Source organism: Curtobacterium sp. JUb34, assembly GCF_003755065.1.
Lineage (GTDB): Bacteria > Actinomycetota > Actinomycetes > Actinomycetales > Microbacteriaceae > Curtobacterium.
In genome coordinates, this window is record NZ_RJVH01000004.1 from 22,857 (window position 1) to 40,337 (window position 17,481).

General features: G+C 70.3%; 18 protein-coding genes and 1 tRNA gene. 6 read left to right on the forward strand and 13 right to left on the reverse strand.

What is annotated here, in order from left to right; all coding sequences use genetic code 11:
* Positions 1–4: 4 nt before the first annotated feature.
* Together EDF63_RS14115 and EDF63_RS14120 are read right to left on the reverse strand one after the other, a co-directional pair.
* Complete coding sequence (locus tag EDF63_RS14115) at positions 5–979, reverse strand: proline/glycine betaine ABC transporter permease (RefSeq protein ID WP_123313679.1); 975 nt, start codon at positions 977–979, stop codon at positions 5–7.
* Positions 976–2,328: a glycine betaine/L-proline ABC transporter ATP-binding protein gene (locus EDF63_RS14120; RefSeq protein ID WP_123314064.1), complete on the reverse strand. Its 1,353-nt coding sequence runs from the start codon at positions 2,326–2,328 to the stop codon at positions 976–978. The genes EDF63_RS14115 and EDF63_RS14120 overlap by 4 nt, the downstream gene beginning before the upstream one ends.
* A 462-nt stretch (positions 2,329–2,790) precedes the next feature.
* On the opposite strand from EDF63_RS14120, the gene EDF63_RS14125 reads away from it, so the two are divergent.
* Both EDF63_RS14125 and EDF63_RS14130 read left to right on the forward strand, forming a co-directional pair.
* Positions 2,791–4,356, forward strand: a complete 1,566-nt coding sequence (locus EDF63_RS14125; protein WP_123313680.1) for an amino acid permease — start codon at positions 2,791–2,793, stop codon at positions 4,354–4,356.
* 70 nt (positions 4,357–4,426) lie between these two features.
* Positions 4,427–4,741 (forward strand): hypothetical protein, encoded by a 315-nt coding sequence (locus EDF63_RS14130; RefSeq protein WP_148061791.1) that lies wholly within the window; start codon positions 4,427–4,429, stop codon positions 4,739–4,741.
* Positions 4,742–4,749: 8 nt separating this feature from the next.
* Here EDF63_RS14130 and EDF63_RS14135 read toward each other — a convergent pair whose 3' ends face one another.
* The 7 genes from EDF63_RS14135 to EDF63_RS14165 form a co-directional block, all read right to left on the reverse strand.
* Positions 4,750–5,394: a PepSY domain-containing protein gene (locus tag EDF63_RS14135; protein ID WP_123313682.1), complete on the reverse strand. Its 645-nt coding sequence runs from the start codon at positions 5,392–5,394 to the stop codon at positions 4,750–4,752.
* 48 nt (positions 5,395–5,442) lie between these two features.
* Positions 5,443–6,801, reverse strand: coding sequence for a cell wall metabolism sensor histidine kinase WalK (locus tag EDF63_RS14140; protein ID WP_123313683.1), 1,359 nt, complete (start codon positions 6,799–6,801; stop codon positions 5,443–5,445).
* Positions 6,794–7,471, reverse strand: coding sequence for a response regulator transcription factor (locus tag EDF63_RS14145; protein WP_123313684.1), 678 nt, complete (start codon positions 7,469–7,471; stop codon positions 6,794–6,796). The genes EDF63_RS14140 and EDF63_RS14145 overlap by 8 nt, the downstream gene beginning before the upstream one ends.
* A gap of 75 nt (positions 7,472–7,546) precedes the next feature.
* Complete coding sequence (locus EDF63_RS14150; RefSeq protein ID WP_111085956.1) at positions 7,547–7,759, reverse strand: SCO4848 family membrane protein; 213 nt, start codon at positions 7,757–7,759, stop codon at positions 7,547–7,549.
* Positions 7,760–7,900: 141 nt separating this feature from the next.
* Positions 7,901–8,827 (reverse strand): hypothetical protein, encoded by a 927-nt coding sequence (locus EDF63_RS14155; RefSeq protein ID WP_123313685.1) that lies wholly within the window; start codon positions 8,825–8,827, stop codon positions 7,901–7,903.
* Positions 8,824–9,285, reverse strand: a complete 462-nt coding sequence (locus tag EDF63_RS14160; RefSeq protein ID WP_123313686.1) for an ImmA/IrrE family metallo-endopeptidase — start codon at positions 9,283–9,285, stop codon at positions 8,824–8,826. The genes EDF63_RS14155 and EDF63_RS14160 overlap by 4 nt, the downstream gene beginning before the upstream one ends.
* A complete protein-coding gene (locus EDF63_RS14165; protein ID WP_123313687.1) occupies positions 9,282–9,722 on the reverse strand; it encodes a hypothetical protein in 441 nt (146 codons plus the stop codon). The genes EDF63_RS14160 and EDF63_RS14165 overlap by 4 nt, the downstream gene beginning before the upstream one ends.
* A gap of 75 nt (positions 9,723–9,797) precedes the next feature.
* On the opposite strand from EDF63_RS14165, the gene EDF63_RS14170 reads away from it, so the two are divergent.
* Positions 9,798–10,448 carry a YigZ family protein gene (locus EDF63_RS14170; RefSeq protein WP_123313688.1) on the forward strand — a complete coding sequence of 217 codons (651 nt, stop codon included), beginning with the start codon at positions 9,798–9,800 and terminating at the stop codon, positions 10,446–10,448.
* A gap of 106 nt (positions 10,449–10,554) precedes the next feature.
* Here the strand turns inward: EDF63_RS14170 and EDF63_RS14175 are convergent.
* Positions 10,555–10,627, reverse strand: a tRNA-Lys gene (locus EDF63_RS14175).
* Positions 10,628–10,720: 93 nt separating this feature from the next.
* Here EDF63_RS14175 and bcp point away from each other — a divergent pair.
* Entirely contained in the window at positions 10,721–11,191 is a 471-nt protein-coding gene (gene bcp, locus EDF63_RS14180) for a thioredoxin-dependent thiol peroxidase (protein WP_111085961.1), read from the forward strand.
* A 73-nt stretch (positions 11,192–11,264) separates the two neighbouring features.
* On the opposite strand, the gene EDF63_RS14185 is transcribed toward bcp, so the two are convergent.
* Positions 11,265–11,687, reverse strand: a complete 423-nt coding sequence (locus tag EDF63_RS14185; RefSeq protein WP_123313689.1) for a hypothetical protein — start codon at positions 11,685–11,687, stop codon at positions 11,265–11,267.
* A gap of 260 nt (positions 11,688–11,947) precedes the next feature.
* Here EDF63_RS14185 and EDF63_RS14190 point away from each other — a divergent pair, with 260 nt between their 5' ends.
* Positions 11,948–12,196 carry a WhiB family transcriptional regulator gene (locus EDF63_RS14190; RefSeq protein WP_017888820.1) on the forward strand — a complete coding sequence of 83 codons (249 nt, stop codon included), beginning with the start codon at positions 11,948–11,950 and terminating at the stop codon, positions 12,194–12,196.
* A 350-nt stretch (positions 12,197–12,546) separates the two neighbouring features.
* Here the strand turns inward: EDF63_RS14190 and EDF63_RS14195 are convergent, their stop codons facing one another.
* Positions 12,547–14,046, reverse strand: coding sequence for a sensor histidine kinase (locus EDF63_RS14195; protein ID WP_123313690.1), 1,500 nt, complete (start codon positions 14,044–14,046; stop codon positions 12,547–12,549).
* Positions 14,047–14,164: 118 nt separating this feature from the next.
* On the opposite strand from EDF63_RS14195, the gene EDF63_RS14200 reads away from it, so the two are divergent.
* The gene (locus EDF63_RS14200; RefSeq protein WP_123313691.1) at positions 14,165–14,605 is read left to right on the forward strand and encodes an Rv3235 family protein; all 441 of its coding nucleotides are present in this window, start codon (positions 14,165–14,167) and stop codon (positions 14,603–14,605) included.
* Between the two features lie 68 nt (positions 14,606–14,673).
* On the opposite strand, the gene secA is transcribed toward EDF63_RS14200, so the two are convergent.
* Complete coding sequence (gene secA / locus EDF63_RS14205) at positions 14,674–17,457, reverse strand: preprotein translocase subunit SecA (protein ID WP_123313692.1); 2,784 nt, start codon at positions 17,455–17,457, stop codon at positions 14,674–14,676.
* Positions 17,458–17,481: the final 24 nt, after the last annotated feature.

A 17,481-nucleotide genomic window follows, 5' to 3' on the forward strand; every position in this document is an offset into this window, starting at 1 on the left:
TTCCTCACGCGTCGACGGTCTGACGGTCGCTGACCGCTTCGGTGGTGGCGGCGGTCTGCGCGGTCGCCGCGTTCGGCGTCGCGGTCACGGTGGGCTTCCGCTTGCGCTTCCAGGGCCGGGAGGCGCCGCTCGCGTCACCGCCGAGCGCTGCGGTCAGACGGTCCAGCAGGATCGCCAGGACCACGACCGACAGACCGGCCTCCGCCCCGAGACCGACGTCGATGCGGTTCAGCGAGGCGACGATCTGCTCGCCGAGTCCGCCGGCGCCGACCATGCCGGCGATGACGACCATCGAGAGCGACAGCATGATGACCTGGTTGACGCCGGCCATGATGCTGGCCTTCGCCAACGGCAGCTGGATCTGGCGCAGGATGCGCCACGGGCTCGACCCGAAGGCGGCACCGGCCTCGACGACCTCGCTCGGGACGCCGCGGATGCCGAGCTCGGTGAGCCGGACGCCGGGGGCCATCGCGAACACGATCGTCGCGACGATGCCGGGGACGACGCCGACGCGGAACAGCAGCAGCGCCGGGATCAGGTAGACGAACGCCGGGGTCGTCTGCATGAAGTCGAGCACCGGGCGGATGATCCGGCTCGCGGCGTCGGACCGGGCGGCCCACACCCCGAGCGGGATGCTGAGGATCACGGCCAGGCCGGCTGCGACGACGACGAGCGCGAGGGTGTTCATCGCGTTCGTCCACTGGCCGACACTGACGATGAACAGCAGCCCGATCGCGGCGCCGAGCGCGAGCTTCCAGCCCTTCGCCAGGAACGCCAGCGCGACGAGCACCGCGACGACGACCCAGAACGGCGGGGTGGACAGGAAGTACTCCATCCACGCGTCCATCCACGTGAACACGTAGCGGACGACGTCGAAGAAGCCGGACTGGTAGGTGGTGATCCAGTCGACCACCGCGGCGACCCAGGTGCCGAGGGGCAGGTGGAAGTCGCCGAAGGAGTTGGTACCGGGGGTGATCATGCGTGGTCTCCTTCGGTGGCGGGCTCGCCGGCGTCGGCGGGCGTCTCGCCGGTCGCGGCGAGGGTCGAGTCCATGTCGGAGTCGGAGATGCGGGTGACCGGCTCGAGCACCGGGATCGGCATGGTCGACGTCGGCACGTTGCCGAGCGCGGCCAGCAGCGTGACGCGCGGCACGACGCCGAGCAGGCGCCCCTCGTCGTCGACGACGGCGATCGGCAGGGGCGACTCGACGGCGAGCTCGAACAGGTCGGTCAGCGCGGTGTCGGGAGCGACCCGGGCGTACTCGGTGTTCACGATCGCGTCGAGGTTCGTGTCGCCGGCCTTCACCTGGCGCATCACGTGGCGGTCCCGAACCCAGCCCTCGAGCTTCCGGCCCCGGCCCGTGACGAAGAGCGCGGCGGTCTGCAGGTCCCGCATGGTGCGCAGCGCGCCACGGGGACCGACGGTGAGCGGGACGGTGGCGCGGGCCGGCTCCATGACGCTGGCGGCGGTGAGCACCCGGGCGCGGTCCACGTCCTGCACGAACTGGGCGACGTAGTCGTTCGCCGGGTCCGTCAGGATGTCCTCCGGCGTCCCGATCTGCACGATCCGGCCGTCGCGCATCACGGCGATCCGGTCACCGAGGAACATCGCCTCGTTCAGGTCGTGCGTGATGAAGACGATGGTCTTGCCGAGCCGCTGCTGCAGGTCGACGAGCTGCTCCTGCATCTCGCGGCGGATGAGCGGGTCGAGTGCGCTGAACGCCTCGTCCATGAGCAGGACGTCGGTCTCGGCGGCGAGGGCGCGGGCGATGCCGACGCGCTGCTGCATGCCGCCGGACAGTTCGTCGGGCTTCGCGTCGGCCCAGACGTCCAGGCCGACCAGGTCGATGACCTCGCGGGCCTTCGCGAGCCGGGTGGCCTTGTCGACGCCGTTCACCTCGAGCCCGAACGCGACGTTCTCGAGCACGGTGCGGTGCGGCAGCAGGGCGAAGTGCTGGAACACCATCGACACGCTGGACCGGCGGATGTCGCGGATCCCCTTCGGCGTCGCGCCGGTGACCGTCCGGCCGCCGATCTCGACGCTGCCGGCGGTGGGCTCGAGCAGGCCGTTGAGCATCCGGATCAGGGTCGACTTGCCGGAGCCGGACAGCCCCATGACGACGAAGATCTCGCCGGGTCGGACGTCGAAGGACGCGTCGATGACCGCGGCCGATCCCTGCTCGCGGACCTCGTCGCGGGTGGCGCCGGCGGCGAGGCGTCGGACGGCCTCGGCGGGTCGGCGGCCGAACACCTTGTAGACGTCGCGGACGCTGACCGCCGGCGACGCGGTGGAGTCCGGAGACGTGCTGGTGGGGTCCGGCGACGGGATGTGCCGGCTCTCGGGTGGTGCGATGGACAACTGATCTCCTCGCGTCGCCACGGCGGACGGAGCGCGCGTGCGGCGACGGTGTGGTTGCGAACGGGTCGCCCGGGACGGTGCGCGCGGCCACGTCGAGCCCCGCGCAACGGCGCAGAGCGAGCGATCACGCACGCGGGGACCACGCTCGGGGCGGTCCCGGTCCGGCCGACCGTACGGCCCCGGCGCTGCTGGCCGTGGACGCGTCCTGGTCGTCGTGTCCCCGGCCAACGGGCCTGTGGGGACGTTCAAACCTACCGGTGTCCTGTCCCCCGATCACAATCGGCGTCCGCCGGAATCCGGGCACCGATGTACCCCGTCACCGGCGTGTCGCCCACGCACACGGGGATCGGGATCGTGACCGTCTCGTTACAGATCAGCTCGTTCGGAGGTTTGTGTGCCGCCCCGGTTCCACGCGCATGTAGGTTGTCGCGCATGACAGCGCAGAACGACACGGGCGTGAACCGAGCCCCGGCGAACGACTTCTCGCACGAGCAAGAGGGCTACCAGCACGGACTGAAGCCCCGGCAGTTGCAGATGATCGCGATCGGTGGGGCCATCGGCACCGGACTCTTCCTCGGTGCAGGTGGACGACTCCACACCGCGGGCCCTGCGCTCGCGCTGACCTACCTGATCTGCGGCATCTTCGCGTTCTTCATCCTGCGCGCCCTCGGCGAGCTCGTGCTGCACCGCCCGTCGTCGGGGTCGTTCATCTCGTACGCCCGTGAGTTCTACGGCGAGAAGTTCGCGTACGCCGCCGGCTGGATGTACTTCCTGAACTGGGCGATGACCTCGATCGTCGACACCACCGCCGTCGCGATCTACCTGCAGTACTGGTCCGCGTTCACCGCTGCACCCCAGTGGCTCCTCGCGTTGATCGCCCTGATCGTCGTGCTCGCCGCCAACATGGTCGCGGTCAAGGTGTTCGGCGAACTCGAGTTCTGGTTCGCCCTCATCAAGGTCGCCGCGCTCGTCGCGTTCCTCGTCGTCGCGATCATCTGGCTCGTCTTCGCGTTCCCGGTCGAGGCCGGTGGCGAGGCCGTCCGGACGGGCTTCTCGATCTGGGGTGACAACGGCGGGCTGTTCCCGAACGGGCTGCTCCCCGCGGTCATCGTGATCCAGGGTGTCGTCTTCGCGTACGCGGCGATCGAGCTCGTCGGCACGGCCTCCGGCGAGACGCAGAACACCGAGAAGGTCATCCCCCGCGCCATCAACTCGGTCGTGTTCCGCATCGCGGTCTTCTACGTCGGGTCGATCATCCTGCTGTCCCTGCTCCTGCCGTACACCGCGTACAAGGAGGGCGAGAGCCCGTTCGTGACGTTCTTCTCGTCGCTCGGCAACCCGCAGGTCGGGTCGATCGTCGGCGGCATCATGAACTTCGTCGTGCTCACGGCAGCCCTGTCCTCGCTCAACGCCGGCCTGTACTCGACCGGTCGTGCGCTGCACTCGATGGGCATGAACGGCTCGGCGCCGAAGTGGACCACCAAGATGTCGAAGGGCGGTGTGCCGTACGCCGGCATCCTGCTCACCGCCGGCTTCACCGTCGCCGGTGTCGTCCTGAACTACTTCGTCCCGAGTCAGGCGTTCGAGATCGCGCTGAACATCGCGAGCCTCGGCATCATCACGGCGTGGGGCACGATCATCCTCTGCCAGATGCGGCTCCGGTCGTGGGCGAAGCAGGGCCTGGCGAAGGAGCCGTCCTTCAAGCTGCCCGGTGCCCCGGTGACCGCGTGGCTCACCCTGGCGTTCCTGGCGTCCGTGATCGTCCTGATGGCCATCGACTACCCGGTGGGCACCTACACGATCGCGTCCCTGGTCATCGTGATCCCGCTGCTCGTCGTCGGCTGGTTCCTGCAGCGCGACCGCATCCTGCGCATCGCGTCGCTCCGACAGGGGGTCACCGGTCCGTACCCGATCGGGGTGCGCGACCCGGCGAACCAGGTCCGTCGTGACGGCGACGGTGGCGGCACCGAGCACGACGGGTCCGGCGACTCCGCCTGATCTGTCCCCGGAGCGCAGCACGGTCCTCACGGAGTGCAGTGGGTGCGGCACCCGTCGGTACGATCGGCGGGTGCCGGACCGCTCTGTCTCCCCTGCGTCTGTTCCACCCACCCTCGATCTCCAGCTGAGCTGGCGAGGCGCGTACGGACGCCTGCGGGTGTTCCCCGACCGCCTCGAGGCAGAGACCGACTACCAGCGTGCGGCCCGGGTCTCCGTGCCGATGGACGCGGTGTCGGGGTGGCGCCTCGGGCCGTGTGACGAGGACGCCGTGTGCGTCGAGTTCGTCACCGGACCGGAGACGTTCCGCGTGCTGCTCGACACCTCGGACGAGCAGCTCGCCGCGCTGGCGGTCCGGAAGGTGCTCGGGCCGCCGCTTGCCGACTGACGGTCGGGTCAGTCGTCGGTGTCGACCTGGTCGGTGACGACGTCACCCGAACCCGCGTCGATCCGGACGCTGTGCTTCGTCCCGGACCCGTCGACGACGTCACCCTCCCAGACCACCTTGCCCAGGTGGTCGTCGAGGCCGAGCTCGGTGATCGCACCGGCGTGCAGGTCCTCGAAGGCGCTGACGGCCGTGCTGACGTCGAGGTCGGCCGCTGCGACGAACCGCTCGTGCTCGGCCCGGTCGTCGGCGTCCGCGGTCTCGGTCTGCGGGGTGCCCGTCACACCGGTGCCGTCTGCGTCTGTGTGCACCTCGTGCTCGGTGCCGTCCTTCGTCACGACGAGGACCTCGTGGGCGCTGCCGCGCTGCTCCTGCTCGACCGAGATCACGGTGCCGGACCCGACGCTCTTCCGCGCGGTCGCGACGGCGGCCAGCAGGGCGTCGTTCGACGCGGCGGAGGCCGCGGTCGTGGAATCCCCGCCGGTGGCGCCGGTGGTCGACGACCCGTTCGAGGACGAGGCGGCGGAGTCGGACGAGCCGTTGGCCGTGTCGTCGGTGGAGCAGCCGGTGAGGGCGAGTGCGGCCACGACCGGCAGGGCGGCGAGGGCGGCGACGCGGCGGGCGGAGGGCTTCTGGAGCTGGGTGCGGAAGGTCATGGGACGAGCATGTCGTCGGGGTGCTGAAGCAGACCTGAAGCCGCCTGTTCAGCCGCCGAGTGCGATGCGGACCACGAAGCGCGCCCCGCCGAGCGGGGAGTCCGTCACCGTCGCCTCGCCGCCGTGCGCCCGCACGGCGTCCCGCACGATCGCCAGACCGAGGCCGGCACCACCGGCGTCACGGCTGCGGGCTTCGTCGAGCCGGACGAACCGCTCGAACACCCGGTCGCGCTCGCCCGCGGGGACCCCGGCACCGTCGTCGTCGACCGTCAGCACCGCAACGCCGTCCAGTTCGACGAGCGCCACCGTGACGCGTGACACGGCGTGCCGGACGGCGTTGTCGACGAGGTTGCGGACCACCCCCGTCAGCAGCCGTTCGTCGCCGAGCACGCGCGCGGCGGAGATCCCCGACCCGTCGACCCGGATCGTGCTGTCGCCGGTCGCGTCCGCCGGCACCCGTGCCCGCGCCCGCGCGACGGCGTCGAGCGCGAGGTCGTCGAGGTCCACGGGGCGTCGGGTGCCGGTGCCGCCCTCGTCGAGCCGCGACAGCTCGAGCAGCCCGGTCACCAGGTCCTGCAGCCGCACGGCTTCGGAGCGCACGACGTCGGAGAACTCGGCGACGTCGGTCCGGTCCGGGTGTGCGGCGGCGACCTCGGCGTGCTGGCGGATGGACGCGATGGGCGACCGCAGTTCGTGCGACGCGTCGGAGACGAACCGCCGCTGCCCGGCAGCCGACCGGTCGAGACGGTCGAGCATGGCGTTCATGGTGGTCGCGAGCCGGGCGATCTCGTCTCCGGTGTCCGGCACGACGACGCGGGCGTCCGGCTGGGCAGCGCGGATCGTCTCGACCTCGGTCCGCATCCGTTCCACCGGCCGCAACGACCGCCCGGTCACGGACCAGGTCACCATCCCGAGCACGAGGACGAGGACCGGCACCCCGACGGCGAGGAGCACGACGGCGGTCCGGATCGCGGTGTCGGTCTGCTCGAGGGAGACGCCGTACACCAGGGTCGCCTCACCCCCACCGGGCAGGTCGACGTCGTCCGAGACGAGCAGCCAGCGTTCACCGTCGTGCGACCACCGGGACTCGTCGGCCGTGGACAGCGCCGGGGCGTCGGCGTCCTCGCCGTGCGCGAGGACCGAGCCGCCGTCACCGATCACCTGCACCAGGACGTCCTCGTAGTCGGTCACCGCCCCGGCGCCGTCGGACTCGACCCGTGACGACACCTGCTCGAGCCCGGCCTCGGCAGCGGTCCGCACGCCGTCGAGCAGCACCAGGCGGAGGACGACGACGAAGCCCACGGCACCGACGACGAGCGCTGCGAGCACCACGACGCCCGCGCCGAGCGTCGTCCGTGCGCGGACGGACCGGAACCGCCGGGGACGGGTGCGACCGCGGTCAGCCACCGTCGGCTCCCAGCCGGTAGCCCGCACCGCGGACGGTCTCCAGCGACGTCCGGCCGAACGGCCGGTCGAGCTTGCGGCGGAGGTGCCCGACGTACACCTCGACGATGTTCGGGTCGCCCTCGAAGTCGACGTCCCAGACGTTCTCGATCACCTCGCGCTTCGAGCACACCTGCCCGGCGCGTCGGGCGAGGTACTCGAGCACCGCGAACTCCCGGCTGGTCAGGTCGACGACGGTCCCCGCACGCGTCACCGACCGCGCGGCGGGATCGACGACGAGGTCACCGACCGTGAGCACCGTCGGACGCTCCCGCGCACCACGGCGGACGAGCGCACGCAGGCGCGCGACGAGGACCGGGTGCGAGAAGGGCTTCGTGACGTAGTCGTCGGCACCGGCGTCGAGGGCGTCGACCTGGTCCCACTCGCCGTCCTTGGCGGTGAGCATGAGCACCGGCGTCCAGTCCTGGTCGGCCCGGAGCTGCGCGCACACCGCCCATCCGCTCATCCCCGGCATCATCAGGTCGAGGACGATCGCGTCGTACCGGAACTCGCGGGCGTGCCAGAGACCGTCGACACCGTCGTGGGCGACGTCCACGGCCCACCCCTCGGCCTCGAGGCCACGACGGACGCCGTCGGCGAGCCGTACCTCGTCATCGACCACCAGTACGCGCATGGCGACGATCCTGCCGTGCGCCGCTGAAGCAGCGCTGAAGCGACGCCCGACGCCCGACGGCGGACGGCGGATGGCTCAGACGAGCAGCAGGATGCCGGCGACGACCGCGGCCACGGCGATCGCGAGCGCGATGAGCAGCAGCACGAGGTGCACCGTGTAGAACGTCGTCGGCTTGCCCGCGGCGTCACGTGCGCGGGTGTCCTTCGCGACGCGCTGGAAGAAGCGCGGCCAGGTGACGACGTTGAAGACGGCACCGATGAACAGGACGACTGCGGCGAAGACGAGCACCGTCCGAGTCTAGACAACGAGTGTCGGTGGTGCTCGGCCGCCCCCAACGCGGCCGAGACCCACCCGACGGGCCACAAGATCTGTAGCACTTGCTACAAACCCTACACGGGCGTCCGCGGACCGTCGAGCCACACGTTCGGGCTACGCGGCGTCGAGCGCCGCTTCGGCCTCGGCGAGTGCTGCCCGCTCGGCATCGGTCAACGACGCACGCGACCGCCGGAGCCCGTCGTTGACCTCGACGATCGCGCGGCTCAACCGCGTGGCGGGGTCGTCCGTCGACGGGTAGGCGTTGTCCGCGCCGATCCGCTCGTGCAGCGGTGCGAGACGGCGCAGCGCCGCATCGACCCGCCGGGTGCGGCGACGTCGCGAGACCCGGTGCCCGATCACCAGCAGCAGCATCCCCGTCGAGACGCAGATCACGGCGCCCGGCGTGGTGACGTCGTACGGCAGCGCGAGGGACCGCATCCGGTCCAGGTCACCCAGGACGTGCGCCAGGTCCATGACCACGACGACCACCATCCGGACGACCCCGAGCACGCCGCCGAGCACCAGCACCCACAGCCCGACCAGGTCCGTCGTCGTCCGCGCCTCGCGCAACCGGAGGACGCAGATGAACCCCGTCGCGCCGAGCGCCACCCCGAGGTACAGGGTCTGCGCGATCGAGTAGACCGTCGCGGCCGGGTGCGATCCGGCGTCGAGCATGAACGTCGTCGTGGTGGCGGGCTTGTCCAGGACCGTGAAGGCGACGACGACCACGATGACGACCGCGGCGAACGACACCACGATCGCGTTCCGGAGCCACGGCCGGGCCGCTCCCACCGCCTTGGCCACGCCCCACAGCAGCGTGCTCGTGCCGGCGACCATCAGGCAATCGCTGACCACCGTCACGACGTTGAACCCACCGAGCAGCGGGTCGAGCCCGCGGTACAGCGGATCGACGTTCGTGACGATGGTGGCGGCGAACAACAGGAACGTCACCGCCAGGGTGCGGTCCTGCCCGCGTTGCAGGACGAAGAGCGCGATCGTCCCGGCGATGAGCAGCACCGCCTGGACGACGGCGACGATCACCCGAAGACCCCGCGGAAGGCGCTCGGACGACCCCGGTGCCGTCGGATGAGTGTCGCGAGCTCGTCGGCGAAGACCTCGGCCTCGTGCTCGTACGTGTTCGAGAACATCCCCCGCGCCAGGGCCCGCTCGACCTTGTACTCGGGCAGGTCCGGGATGACGTCGCGGATGTACGCCGACTGCGGTGCGTGCTCCTGGTGCCGGTGCAGGACGTGGCCGAGCTCGTGTCCGATGACGAACGCCCGGAAGGTGGGCGACGCGGTCGGCGAGATCATGATCAGGTGCGCGTGCTCGAGCGTCGCGACGAAGCCGCAGACGGGTTCCGTCGCGAGGAACGCCTCTTCGCGGACGACGATCGGCTTGTCGACGACGACGGCAGCGGCCGCGACGGCCTGGTCGACGTCGGACCACTCCTCGGCCGCTCCGCGCGCCCAGAAGGACTCGAGCAGCGGGTCGGTCATGCCACGCTCCCGCGCTGTGATTCCTCCTCGAGCACCTCGGCGATGCGCCGCAGCGCCTCGGGTGAGAGCTCGCCGGGGAAGGTGCGTGCGGCGAACCCGCTCACGCGGGCGGAGCGCAGCGAGCGGACGAGGGCGAGCTGCGCACCGATGCGCTCGGGGACGTCGCTGTCCTCGAGCAGGAAGCGCTCGTCGACCTCGAAGAACCCGGCGAGGAGCCGCAGGAGCTCGGTGTCGCGGTTCCGTCGGCCGTCGCCGGAGAGCATGTAGGTCCACTTCGCCCGCGAGAGCGAACCACCCCGGCTGGCGACGTACTCCTCGATCGAGGCGAACGGCACCGGGGTCCCGCGCTGGGACTCCTCGAAGTCGAGCAGCAGGTTGATGCGCCGTGCGAGTTCGGCGGCGTCCAGGACCCCGCCCCTCGGATCACCGGTCTCCATGTCGGACTCCTCCCCAGCCGTGCGTGCACGACATCGTAGCGCGGCGGACACGGTGCACGCCGTTAGCCTCGGGGCATGGCCCGCAGCTTCCCGTCGACGATCGCCGAGCCGGTCGAGCACGAGATCGTCATCACGAAGTCGCGGTTCGTCACCACGGTCGCCCCCGTGTCGGACGTGGCGGACGCCGAGCGCGTCATCGCCGAGGTGAAGCGCCGGTACTGGGACGCCCGGCACAACTGCACCGCGATGGTCACCGGCACGCTCGGCGACCAGGCACGGTCGTCGGACGACGGCGAGCCCTCGGGCACGGCGGGCGTGCCGATGCTCGAGGTGCTCCGGCGCCGCGACCTCACCGACGTGGTCGCCGTCGTGACGCGCTACTTCGGCGGCGTGAAGCTCGGCGCCGGCGGACTCGTCCGCGCCTACTCGAGCTCGGTCTCCGAGGCCCTGGACACCGCCGCGCTCGTCCGACGCGAGGCGCTCACGCAGGTGCACTTCGACGTCCCGCACGCCGAGGCCGGCCGGCTCGACAACGTCCTGCGCGACTGGGTCCGGCACCACCACGCGTCCCTCGGTGCGACGGTGTACGGACCTGCGGCGACGTTCGAGGTCTGGGTGCCCGCCGACGCGCTGCCGACCCTGACCGCGGACCTCGCAGCAGCCTCGGCCGGTGCGGTCGACCTCGTCGTGGGTGAGGAACGGATCGTCGACGTGGCCGCCGACTGAATCCGACCGCCGGACGCACCTCGGGCGTGTCCGGCTCGGAACCCGTCCACACCCCGCGAACGCACGAAGGCCCCGACTCGATGAGTCGGGGCCTTCGTGATTGCGGTGCACCCCCTCGGACTTGAACCGAGAACCCACTGATTAAGAGTCAGTTGCTCTGCCAATTGAGCTAGAGGTGCATGTTCCGGCTTCCGTGCCGCAACGGGAATCAACAATAGCATGGGTTCTGCGTGCTCACGACCACTCGCGGGCACGGAGCGAACAGGAGCACCATGACCGACCGTCTCGCCGCCGGCGACACCGCCCCCGACTTCACGCTGCCGGACCAGGACGGCGTCGAGCACTCGCTCGCCGCACTGCGCGGCAAGAAGGTCATCGTGTACTTCTACCCGGCCGCGTCCACCCCCGGGTGCACCACCGAGGCCTGCGACTTCCGCGACAACATGTCGTCGCTGCAGGCAGCCGGCTACGAGGTGCTCGGCGTCTCGAAGGACGAGCAGGCGAAGCTCAAGACCTTCCAGCACGAGCAGGCGCTCACGTTCCCGCTGCTGAGCGACCCGGACCTCGCGGTGCACAAGGCGTACGCCGCATGGGGCGAGAAGAACAACTACGGCAAGATCGTGACCGGTACGATCCGCTCCACGATCGTCGTCGACGAGGACGGCACCGTGCAGCTGCCGCTGTACAACGTCAAGGCGACCGGACACGTGGCGAGCCTGCGGAAGAAGCTCGGCCTGGTCTGAGGACCGGACCACAGCGAGACGGGAGGCGCGGTGCCAGCTGGCACCGCGCCTCCCGTCCGTCTGTCGCTCGCGTCTACTCCACGGGACGCGCGAGCGCGGCCGTCACCGACCGCGACAGCACGAACGTGATGCCGAGCAGTGCCGGGATCAGCAGGACCCAACCGACCGCCGGTTCACGGAAGACGCCCTGGAACGCGCCGATCGCGATGGCGCCCTGCAGCACCTGCCAGACGATGATCCCGGAGCGCACCCACGCGCGCCGCTTCCACAGGCCGTTCAGCAGCGCACCGAGCCAGAGCGCCGCGACGGCCGACAGGATCGTCAGGGCGATCCCGGAGGCCAGGCTCGACGCCGGTGCGACGATCAGCTCGACGACGAGCACGACGGTGACCACGACGAGCGCCGCGAACTCGAGGCCGACCACCACCAGCAGGCCGATCAAGGCGCGTGAACGTGGCTCAGGACGGTCGACCGCGGTCGGGTCGTCATCGTGCACAGTGATCCTCCAGCATCGGAACCCTTGATTTGCCCCTACCAGTATGGAACGATATTCGAGGTCGTTTGGACGGCACGATGTGGTGTGCGTCTCCCGTGGTTCGTCGCTCCTCCCCCGAGCGTCACGCGGGCGTCAGACTCGCTTCCAGCGGACTCCTCCCCACAGTTGTCCCCTCATGCCTCATGCATGGTCAGCGTTCCGATCCCCCGAACCCCGGCCCCGGCCTGCCGTTCGAGCATCGACATCAAGGAGCACCACACATGGACTGGCGTGACAAGGCAGCTTGCCTCACCGCGGACCCCGAGCTCTTCTTCCCCGTCGGGAACACCGGGCCCGCCGTCGATCAGATCGAGAAGGCCAAGTCGGTCTGTGCGCGCTGCACGGTCACCGAGATGTGCCTGCAGTACGCACTCGAGAACAACCAGGACTCCGGTGTCTGGGGTGGCCTCAGCGAGGACGAGCGTCGTGCGCTGAAGCGTCGCGCCGCCCGCGCCCGTCGCGCTTCCTGACCCGGTCCCGCCTGACGCACTGACGCCCGTCGTCCCCTCGGGGACGGCGGGCGTCGTCGTGCGCTTGGCGCGCGGGAGTGGGGCGCGGGGCGCGGCGGCACGCCGTGCGCTGGCCCTCGGGGTTCCACGACATGCCGCGTGCTGACCGCCGAGGTTCCACAACACGCGCGATCGCGCGCCGAGATGCGCAGATCTCGGCACCTCGGCGCGGCGGCGGGTGCCCCGCAGTGGCGGGGGCGCCCATGCGCGCCCCCGCAGGGGCATTGCGCCCCGAAGAGCCGGGGCGCAATGCCCGTGAGCGGGCGCGAACCCGACGCGCAACTCCCGCGGGCGCGGCGCGCCCCCCGGGGCTAGGCGGTGGCGGTCAGCCAGCGGAACGGGATGGTGATCGTCACCTCGGTGCCGCTGCCGGTCAGGGTGTGCCAGTCGATCGTGCCGCCGAGCTCGCCCTGGATGAGCGTGCGGACGATCTGGGTGCCGAGACCCGACCCGACCTTCCCCTCGGGCAGACCCACGCCGTTGTCGCGGACCTCGATCTCCAGGTGGTCGTCGAAGCGGCGGGCGACGATCTCGACCTCGCCGTCGCGGCCGTCCAGCCCGTGCTCGACGGCGTTCGTGACGAGCTCGGTGAGCCCGAGTGCGAGCGGCGTGGCGGCCTCGGACGGCAGCACGCCGAACTCGCCGGTCTTCTTCGGGTGCACGGTCGTGTTGTGCGACGCGGCGACCTCGGTGACGAGCTTGAGCACCGAGTCGAACACGTCGTCGAAGTCGACCGTCTGGCTCAGGCCGCTCGACAGCGTGTCGTGCACGACCGCGATGGCGGCCACCCGGCGCATCGCGTTCTGCAGCGAGGTCCGCGCCTCGTCGGAGTGCGTGCGACGGGCCTGGATGCGGAGCAGGGACGCCACCGTCTGCAGGTTGTTCTTGACGCGGTGGTGGATCTCGCGGATCGTTGCGTCCTTGGTGATGAGCTCTCGTTCCTGGTGCCGGAGCTCGGACACGTCGCGGCAGAGCACGATCGCACCGATGCGGTCGCCGTGGTCGCGGAGCGGGATGGACCGCAGCGACACCGTCACGCCCTTCGACTCGATGTCGGCCCGCCACGGTGCGCGGCCGGTGACGACGAGGGGCAGGGACTCGTCGACGTCGAGCTGCGCGCCGATGAGTTCGGTGGTGACCTCGGCGAGGGACTTCCGCTCCAGCTCGCCCTCGAAGCCCATGCGGTTGAAGGCGCTCAGGCCGTTCGGGCTGGCGAAGGTGACGATGCCGGCGGTGTCGAGGCGCAGCAGACCGTCACTGGCCCGGGGAGCACCACGGCGCGGGCCGGCCGGTGCGCCGAGGTCCGGGAAGTCACCCGTCGCGATCATGCCGAACAGGTCGTTCGCGCTCGCGGTGAAGTTGAGTTCCTGGCGGCTCGGCGTCCGCATCTCGTCCTGGTTGGAGTGCCGGGTGACGACGGCGATCGGCCGCTCGGTGGTCTGCGCGCTCTTGGCACTGAGGCGCCGCAGCACCGGGATCGCGCGGACCCGGGTGGGGGTGTCCTCGTACCAGTCGGGCTCGGCGGAGTCGACGACGCGGGACCCGGCGAAGCTCTCGGTCACCTGACCGCGCCACTCCTCGCGGATCTCCTGCCCGACGATGTCGCGGTAGAACAGCGTCGCCGCGGAACTCGGACGGGCGTGCGCGACGGCGACGAACGAGCCGTCCTCGGCGGTCGGCACCCACAGGACCATGTCGGCGAAGGACAGGTCGGCGAGGAGCTGCCAGTCCCCCACGAGCAGGTGGAGCCACTCCACGTCGGCTTCGGAGGAACGGCCTTGCGCGAGGACGAGGTCACTGAGGGTCGACACCCCGCCAGTCTAGGTGCGCCGACTTGTGGAGAAGGTCGCGTTCTCCACAGGCCCGGAGGCTCCGTATTTCGCATGTTGCACGCCCCATACGCTCGCTCCAGCAACGAAAGGGGCAGGGGTGGCAGAGCAGGCACGCCGGATCGACCACACGACGACGACGGCACAAGCGCCGCCACTCACGATCGTCGGGCCGCCACCGGCCGAGGAGCCGGTGAGCGGCCCGCCGGACCCCGCCGAGACCGCCCGCGCACTGGGCTTGTGCGTCGCCGAGGTGTTGACCGGGTCGCGCGAGGTCGACAGCATCGCCCGGTGGATCACCGACGACGTCCATCGTCACCTGCAGCAGCGCGCAGCGGTGGCCGCGCACGCGCGTTCGGTGCACCGTCGGTCGCGGGCGCGCCCCGTGCTGCGGGTGGGCAGCGTGCTCGTCTGCCGACCGGCCGACGGGGTCGCCGAGGCCACCGTCGTCGTGCACACGCGCAGTCACGCGCGCGCGGTGGCGATGCGGTTGGAGACGCGGCACGGCAAGTGGCGGGCGACCGCGATCGGCGTCCTGTAGCGGGACCGGAACGGACGGGAGGCACGGTGCCAGCTGGCACCGTGCCTCCTGTCCGTCTCGCGCGGACGCTAGTTCTTCTTCGACGCCTGACGACGCTCGGCGCGGTTGCCCGCCGCGGCGGCCTGGCCGGAGGCCGTGGCCGCGTTGCCGAACGCCGAGCCCTGCTCGGGCTCGGCAGCAGCCTCGGCCTCGGCCTGGGCCTGCTGCGCGCGCGCCGTGGCGGCCTGCTCGAGGCGACCCTTCTCGTCGCGGACCTCGACCTCGCCGTCGATCGACGGCGCCGAGTACTCGAGGCCGGAGACCTCGTCCTCACCGAGACCCTTGGCCTCGATCACGGCGTTCTCGCCGTCGGACTGCACCTGGACCTCGAGGTTGAACAGGTAGCCGACCGACTCTTCGCGGATCTGGCCCATCATCGTCTGGAACAGGGCGTAGCCCTCGCGCTGGTACTCGACGAGCGGGTCGCGCTGCGCCATCGCGCGGAGGCCGATGCCGTCCTTGAGGTAGTCCATCTCGTACAGGTGGTCGCGCCAGCGGCGGTCGATCACCGACAGGACCACGCGGCGCTCGAGCTCGCGCATGGCCTCGTCGCCGAGGAGTTCCTCACGCTGCTGGTACGCGAGCTTGGCGTCGGACAGGATCTCGCGGCCGAGGAAGTCACGCGACGCCTTGCCCTTCGAGCCGGCCTCGGTGATGACCTCGTCGATGGAGATCGAGATCGGGTAGAGCGTGCCGAGCTCGGTCCACATGGCGTCGAGGTCCCAGTCGTCCGGCGAGCCCTCACCGGTGTGGGTGTCGATCACGTCGTCGATGACGGCCTTGAGGAACGACTGCGCACGGTCGTGCAGGTCGTCGCCCTCGAGGATGTGACGACGGTCGCTGTAGATCGCCTCGCGCTGGCGGTTCAGGACGTCGTCGTACTTCAGGACGTTCTTGCGGATCTCGGCGTTCCGGCCCTCGACCTGCGCCTGGGCGGAACGGATCGCACGGCCGACGAGCTTGTTCTCGATCGCCAGGTCGTCCGGCACGTTCGAACGGCCCATCAGGCTCTCGGCGGCACCGGAGTTGAACAGGCGCATCAGGTCGTCGGTCAGCGACAGGTAGAAACGGCTCTCGCCCGGGTCGCCCTGACGGCCGGAACGACCACGCAGCTGGTTGTCGATGCGGCGGGACTCGTGACGCTCGGTGCCGAGGACGTAGAGCCCACCGGCCTCGCGGACCTTGTCGCCCTCGACCTCGACCTCGGCCTTGACGCGCGCGAAGACCTCGTCCCACGCGGCCTCGTACTCGTCGGGGGTCTCGGTCGGTGACAGGCCCTTGGCGTGCATCTCCTGCACGGCGAGGAACTCGGAGTTGCCGCCGAGCATGATGTCGGTGCCACGACCGGCCATGTTCGTCGCGACGGTCACCGCGCCGAGGCGACCGGCCTGGGCGACGATCGCCGCTTCACGCGCGTGGTTCTTCGCGTTGAGGACCTCGTGCTTCACGCCCTTCTTGGCGAGGAGCTTCGACAGGTACTCGGACTTCTCGACGCTCGTGGTGCCGACGAGGACGGGCTGGCCCTGCTCGTGGCGCTCGGCGATGTCCTCGGCGACCTGTTCGAACTTCGACTTCTCGTTCTTGTAGACCAGGTCGGTCTGGTCGATGCGCTGCATCGGCTTGTTCGTCGGGATCGGGACCACGCCGAGCTTGTAGGTCGACATGAACTCGGCCGCTTCGGTCTCGGCGGTACCGGTCATGCCGGAGAGCTTCTGGTAGAGCCGGAAGTAGTTCTGCAGCGTGACGGTGGCGAGGGTCTGGTTCTCCGCCTTGACCTCGACGCCCTCCTTCGCCTCGATCGCCTGGTGGATGCCCTCGTTGTAGCGACGGCCCATCAGGATGCGGCCGGTGTGCTCGTCGACGATGAGCACCTCGCCGTTCATCACGACGTAGTCCTTGTCGCGCTTGAACAGGGCGACGGCCTTGATGGAGTTGTTCAGGAACGAGATGAGCGGGGTGTTCGCCGACTCGTACAGGTTGTCGATGCCGAGGTAGTCCTCGACCTTCTCGATGCCGGGCTCGAGCACACCGACGGTGCGCTTCTTCTCGTCGACCTCATAGTCCTCGCCCGGGGTCAGGCGCTTCGCGATCGAGGCGAACTCGGTGAACCACCGGTTGGCCTCGCCCGAGGACGGGCCGGAGATGATGAGCGGCGTGCGGGCCTCGTCGATGAGGATCGAGTCGACCTCGTCCACGACGGCGAAGAAGTGGCCACGCTGCACCATGTCGGAGGCCTGCCACGCCATGTTGTCGCGCAGGTAGTCGAAGCCGAACTCGTTGTTCGTGCCGTAGGTGATGTCCGCGGCGTACTGCTCGCGGCGCTCGGCCGGCGTCTGGTTGGCGATGATGCAGCCGGTCGTCATGCCGAGGGCGCGGAAGACGCGGCCCATGATCTCGGACTGGTACGAGGCCAGGTAGTCGTTGACCGTGATGACGTGCACGCCGCGCGACGGGATCGCGTTGAGGTAGGCCGCCGTGGTCGCGACGAGGGTCTTGCCCTCACCGGTCTTCATCTCGGCGATGTTGCCGAGGTGCAGGGCCGCGCCGCCCATGAGCTGCACGTCGAAGTGCCGCATGCCGAGGGTGCGCTTCGCTGCTTCCCGCACGGCGGCGAACGCCTCGGGCAGCAGGTCGTCGAGGGTCTCGCCGTTGGCGTACCGCTCGCGCAGCTCCTTCGTCTCGTCCTGGAGTTCCTCGTCGGTGAGGCTCGAGAAGTCGTCCTCGAGGTCGTTGATCGCCGAGGCGTACGCCTTCAGCCGGCGGACGGTGCGTCCTTCGCCGATGCGGAGGACCTTCTCCAGCACGTTTGCCACGTGAGCTCCTTACGGGGTCGTCGT

Bases quoted from the DNA above. Each gene is read 5' to 3' on its own strand.
- EDF63_RS14170 (WP_123313688.1), top strand. From the start codon at position 9,798: ATGGCCCGCAGCTTCCCGTCGACGATCGCCGAGCCGGTCGAGCACGAG.
- bcp (WP_111085961.1), top strand. From the start codon at position 10,721: ATGACCGACCGTCTCGCCGCCGGCGACACCGCCCCCGACTTCACGCTG.
- EDF63_RS14125 (WP_123313680.1), top strand. From the start codon at position 2,791: ATGACAGCGCAGAACGACACGGGCGTGAACCGAGCCCCGGCGAACGAC.
- EDF63_RS14160 (WP_123313686.1), bottom strand. From the start codon at position 9,285: ATGACCGACCCGCTGCTCGAGTCCTTCTGGGCGCGCGGAGCGGCCGAG.
- EDF63_RS14145 (WP_123313684.1), bottom strand. From the start codon at position 7,471: ATGCGCGTACTGGTGGTCGATGACGAGGTACGGCTCGCCGACGGCGTC.
- EDF63_RS14165 (WP_123313687.1), bottom strand. From the start codon at position 9,722: ATGGAGACCGGTGATCCGAGGGGCGGGGTCCTGGACGCCGCCGAACTC.
- EDF63_RS14190 (WP_017888820.1), top strand. From the start codon at position 11,948: ATGGACTGGCGTGACAAGGCAGCTTGCCTCACCGCGGACCCCGAGCTC.
- EDF63_RS14115 (WP_123313679.1), bottom strand. From the start codon at position 979: ATGATCACCCCCGGTACCAACTCCTTCGGCGACTTCCACCTGCCCCTC.
- EDF63_RS14135 (WP_123313682.1), bottom strand. From the start codon at position 5,394: ATGACCTTCCGCACCCAGCTCCAGAAGCCCTCCGCCCGCCGCGTCGCC.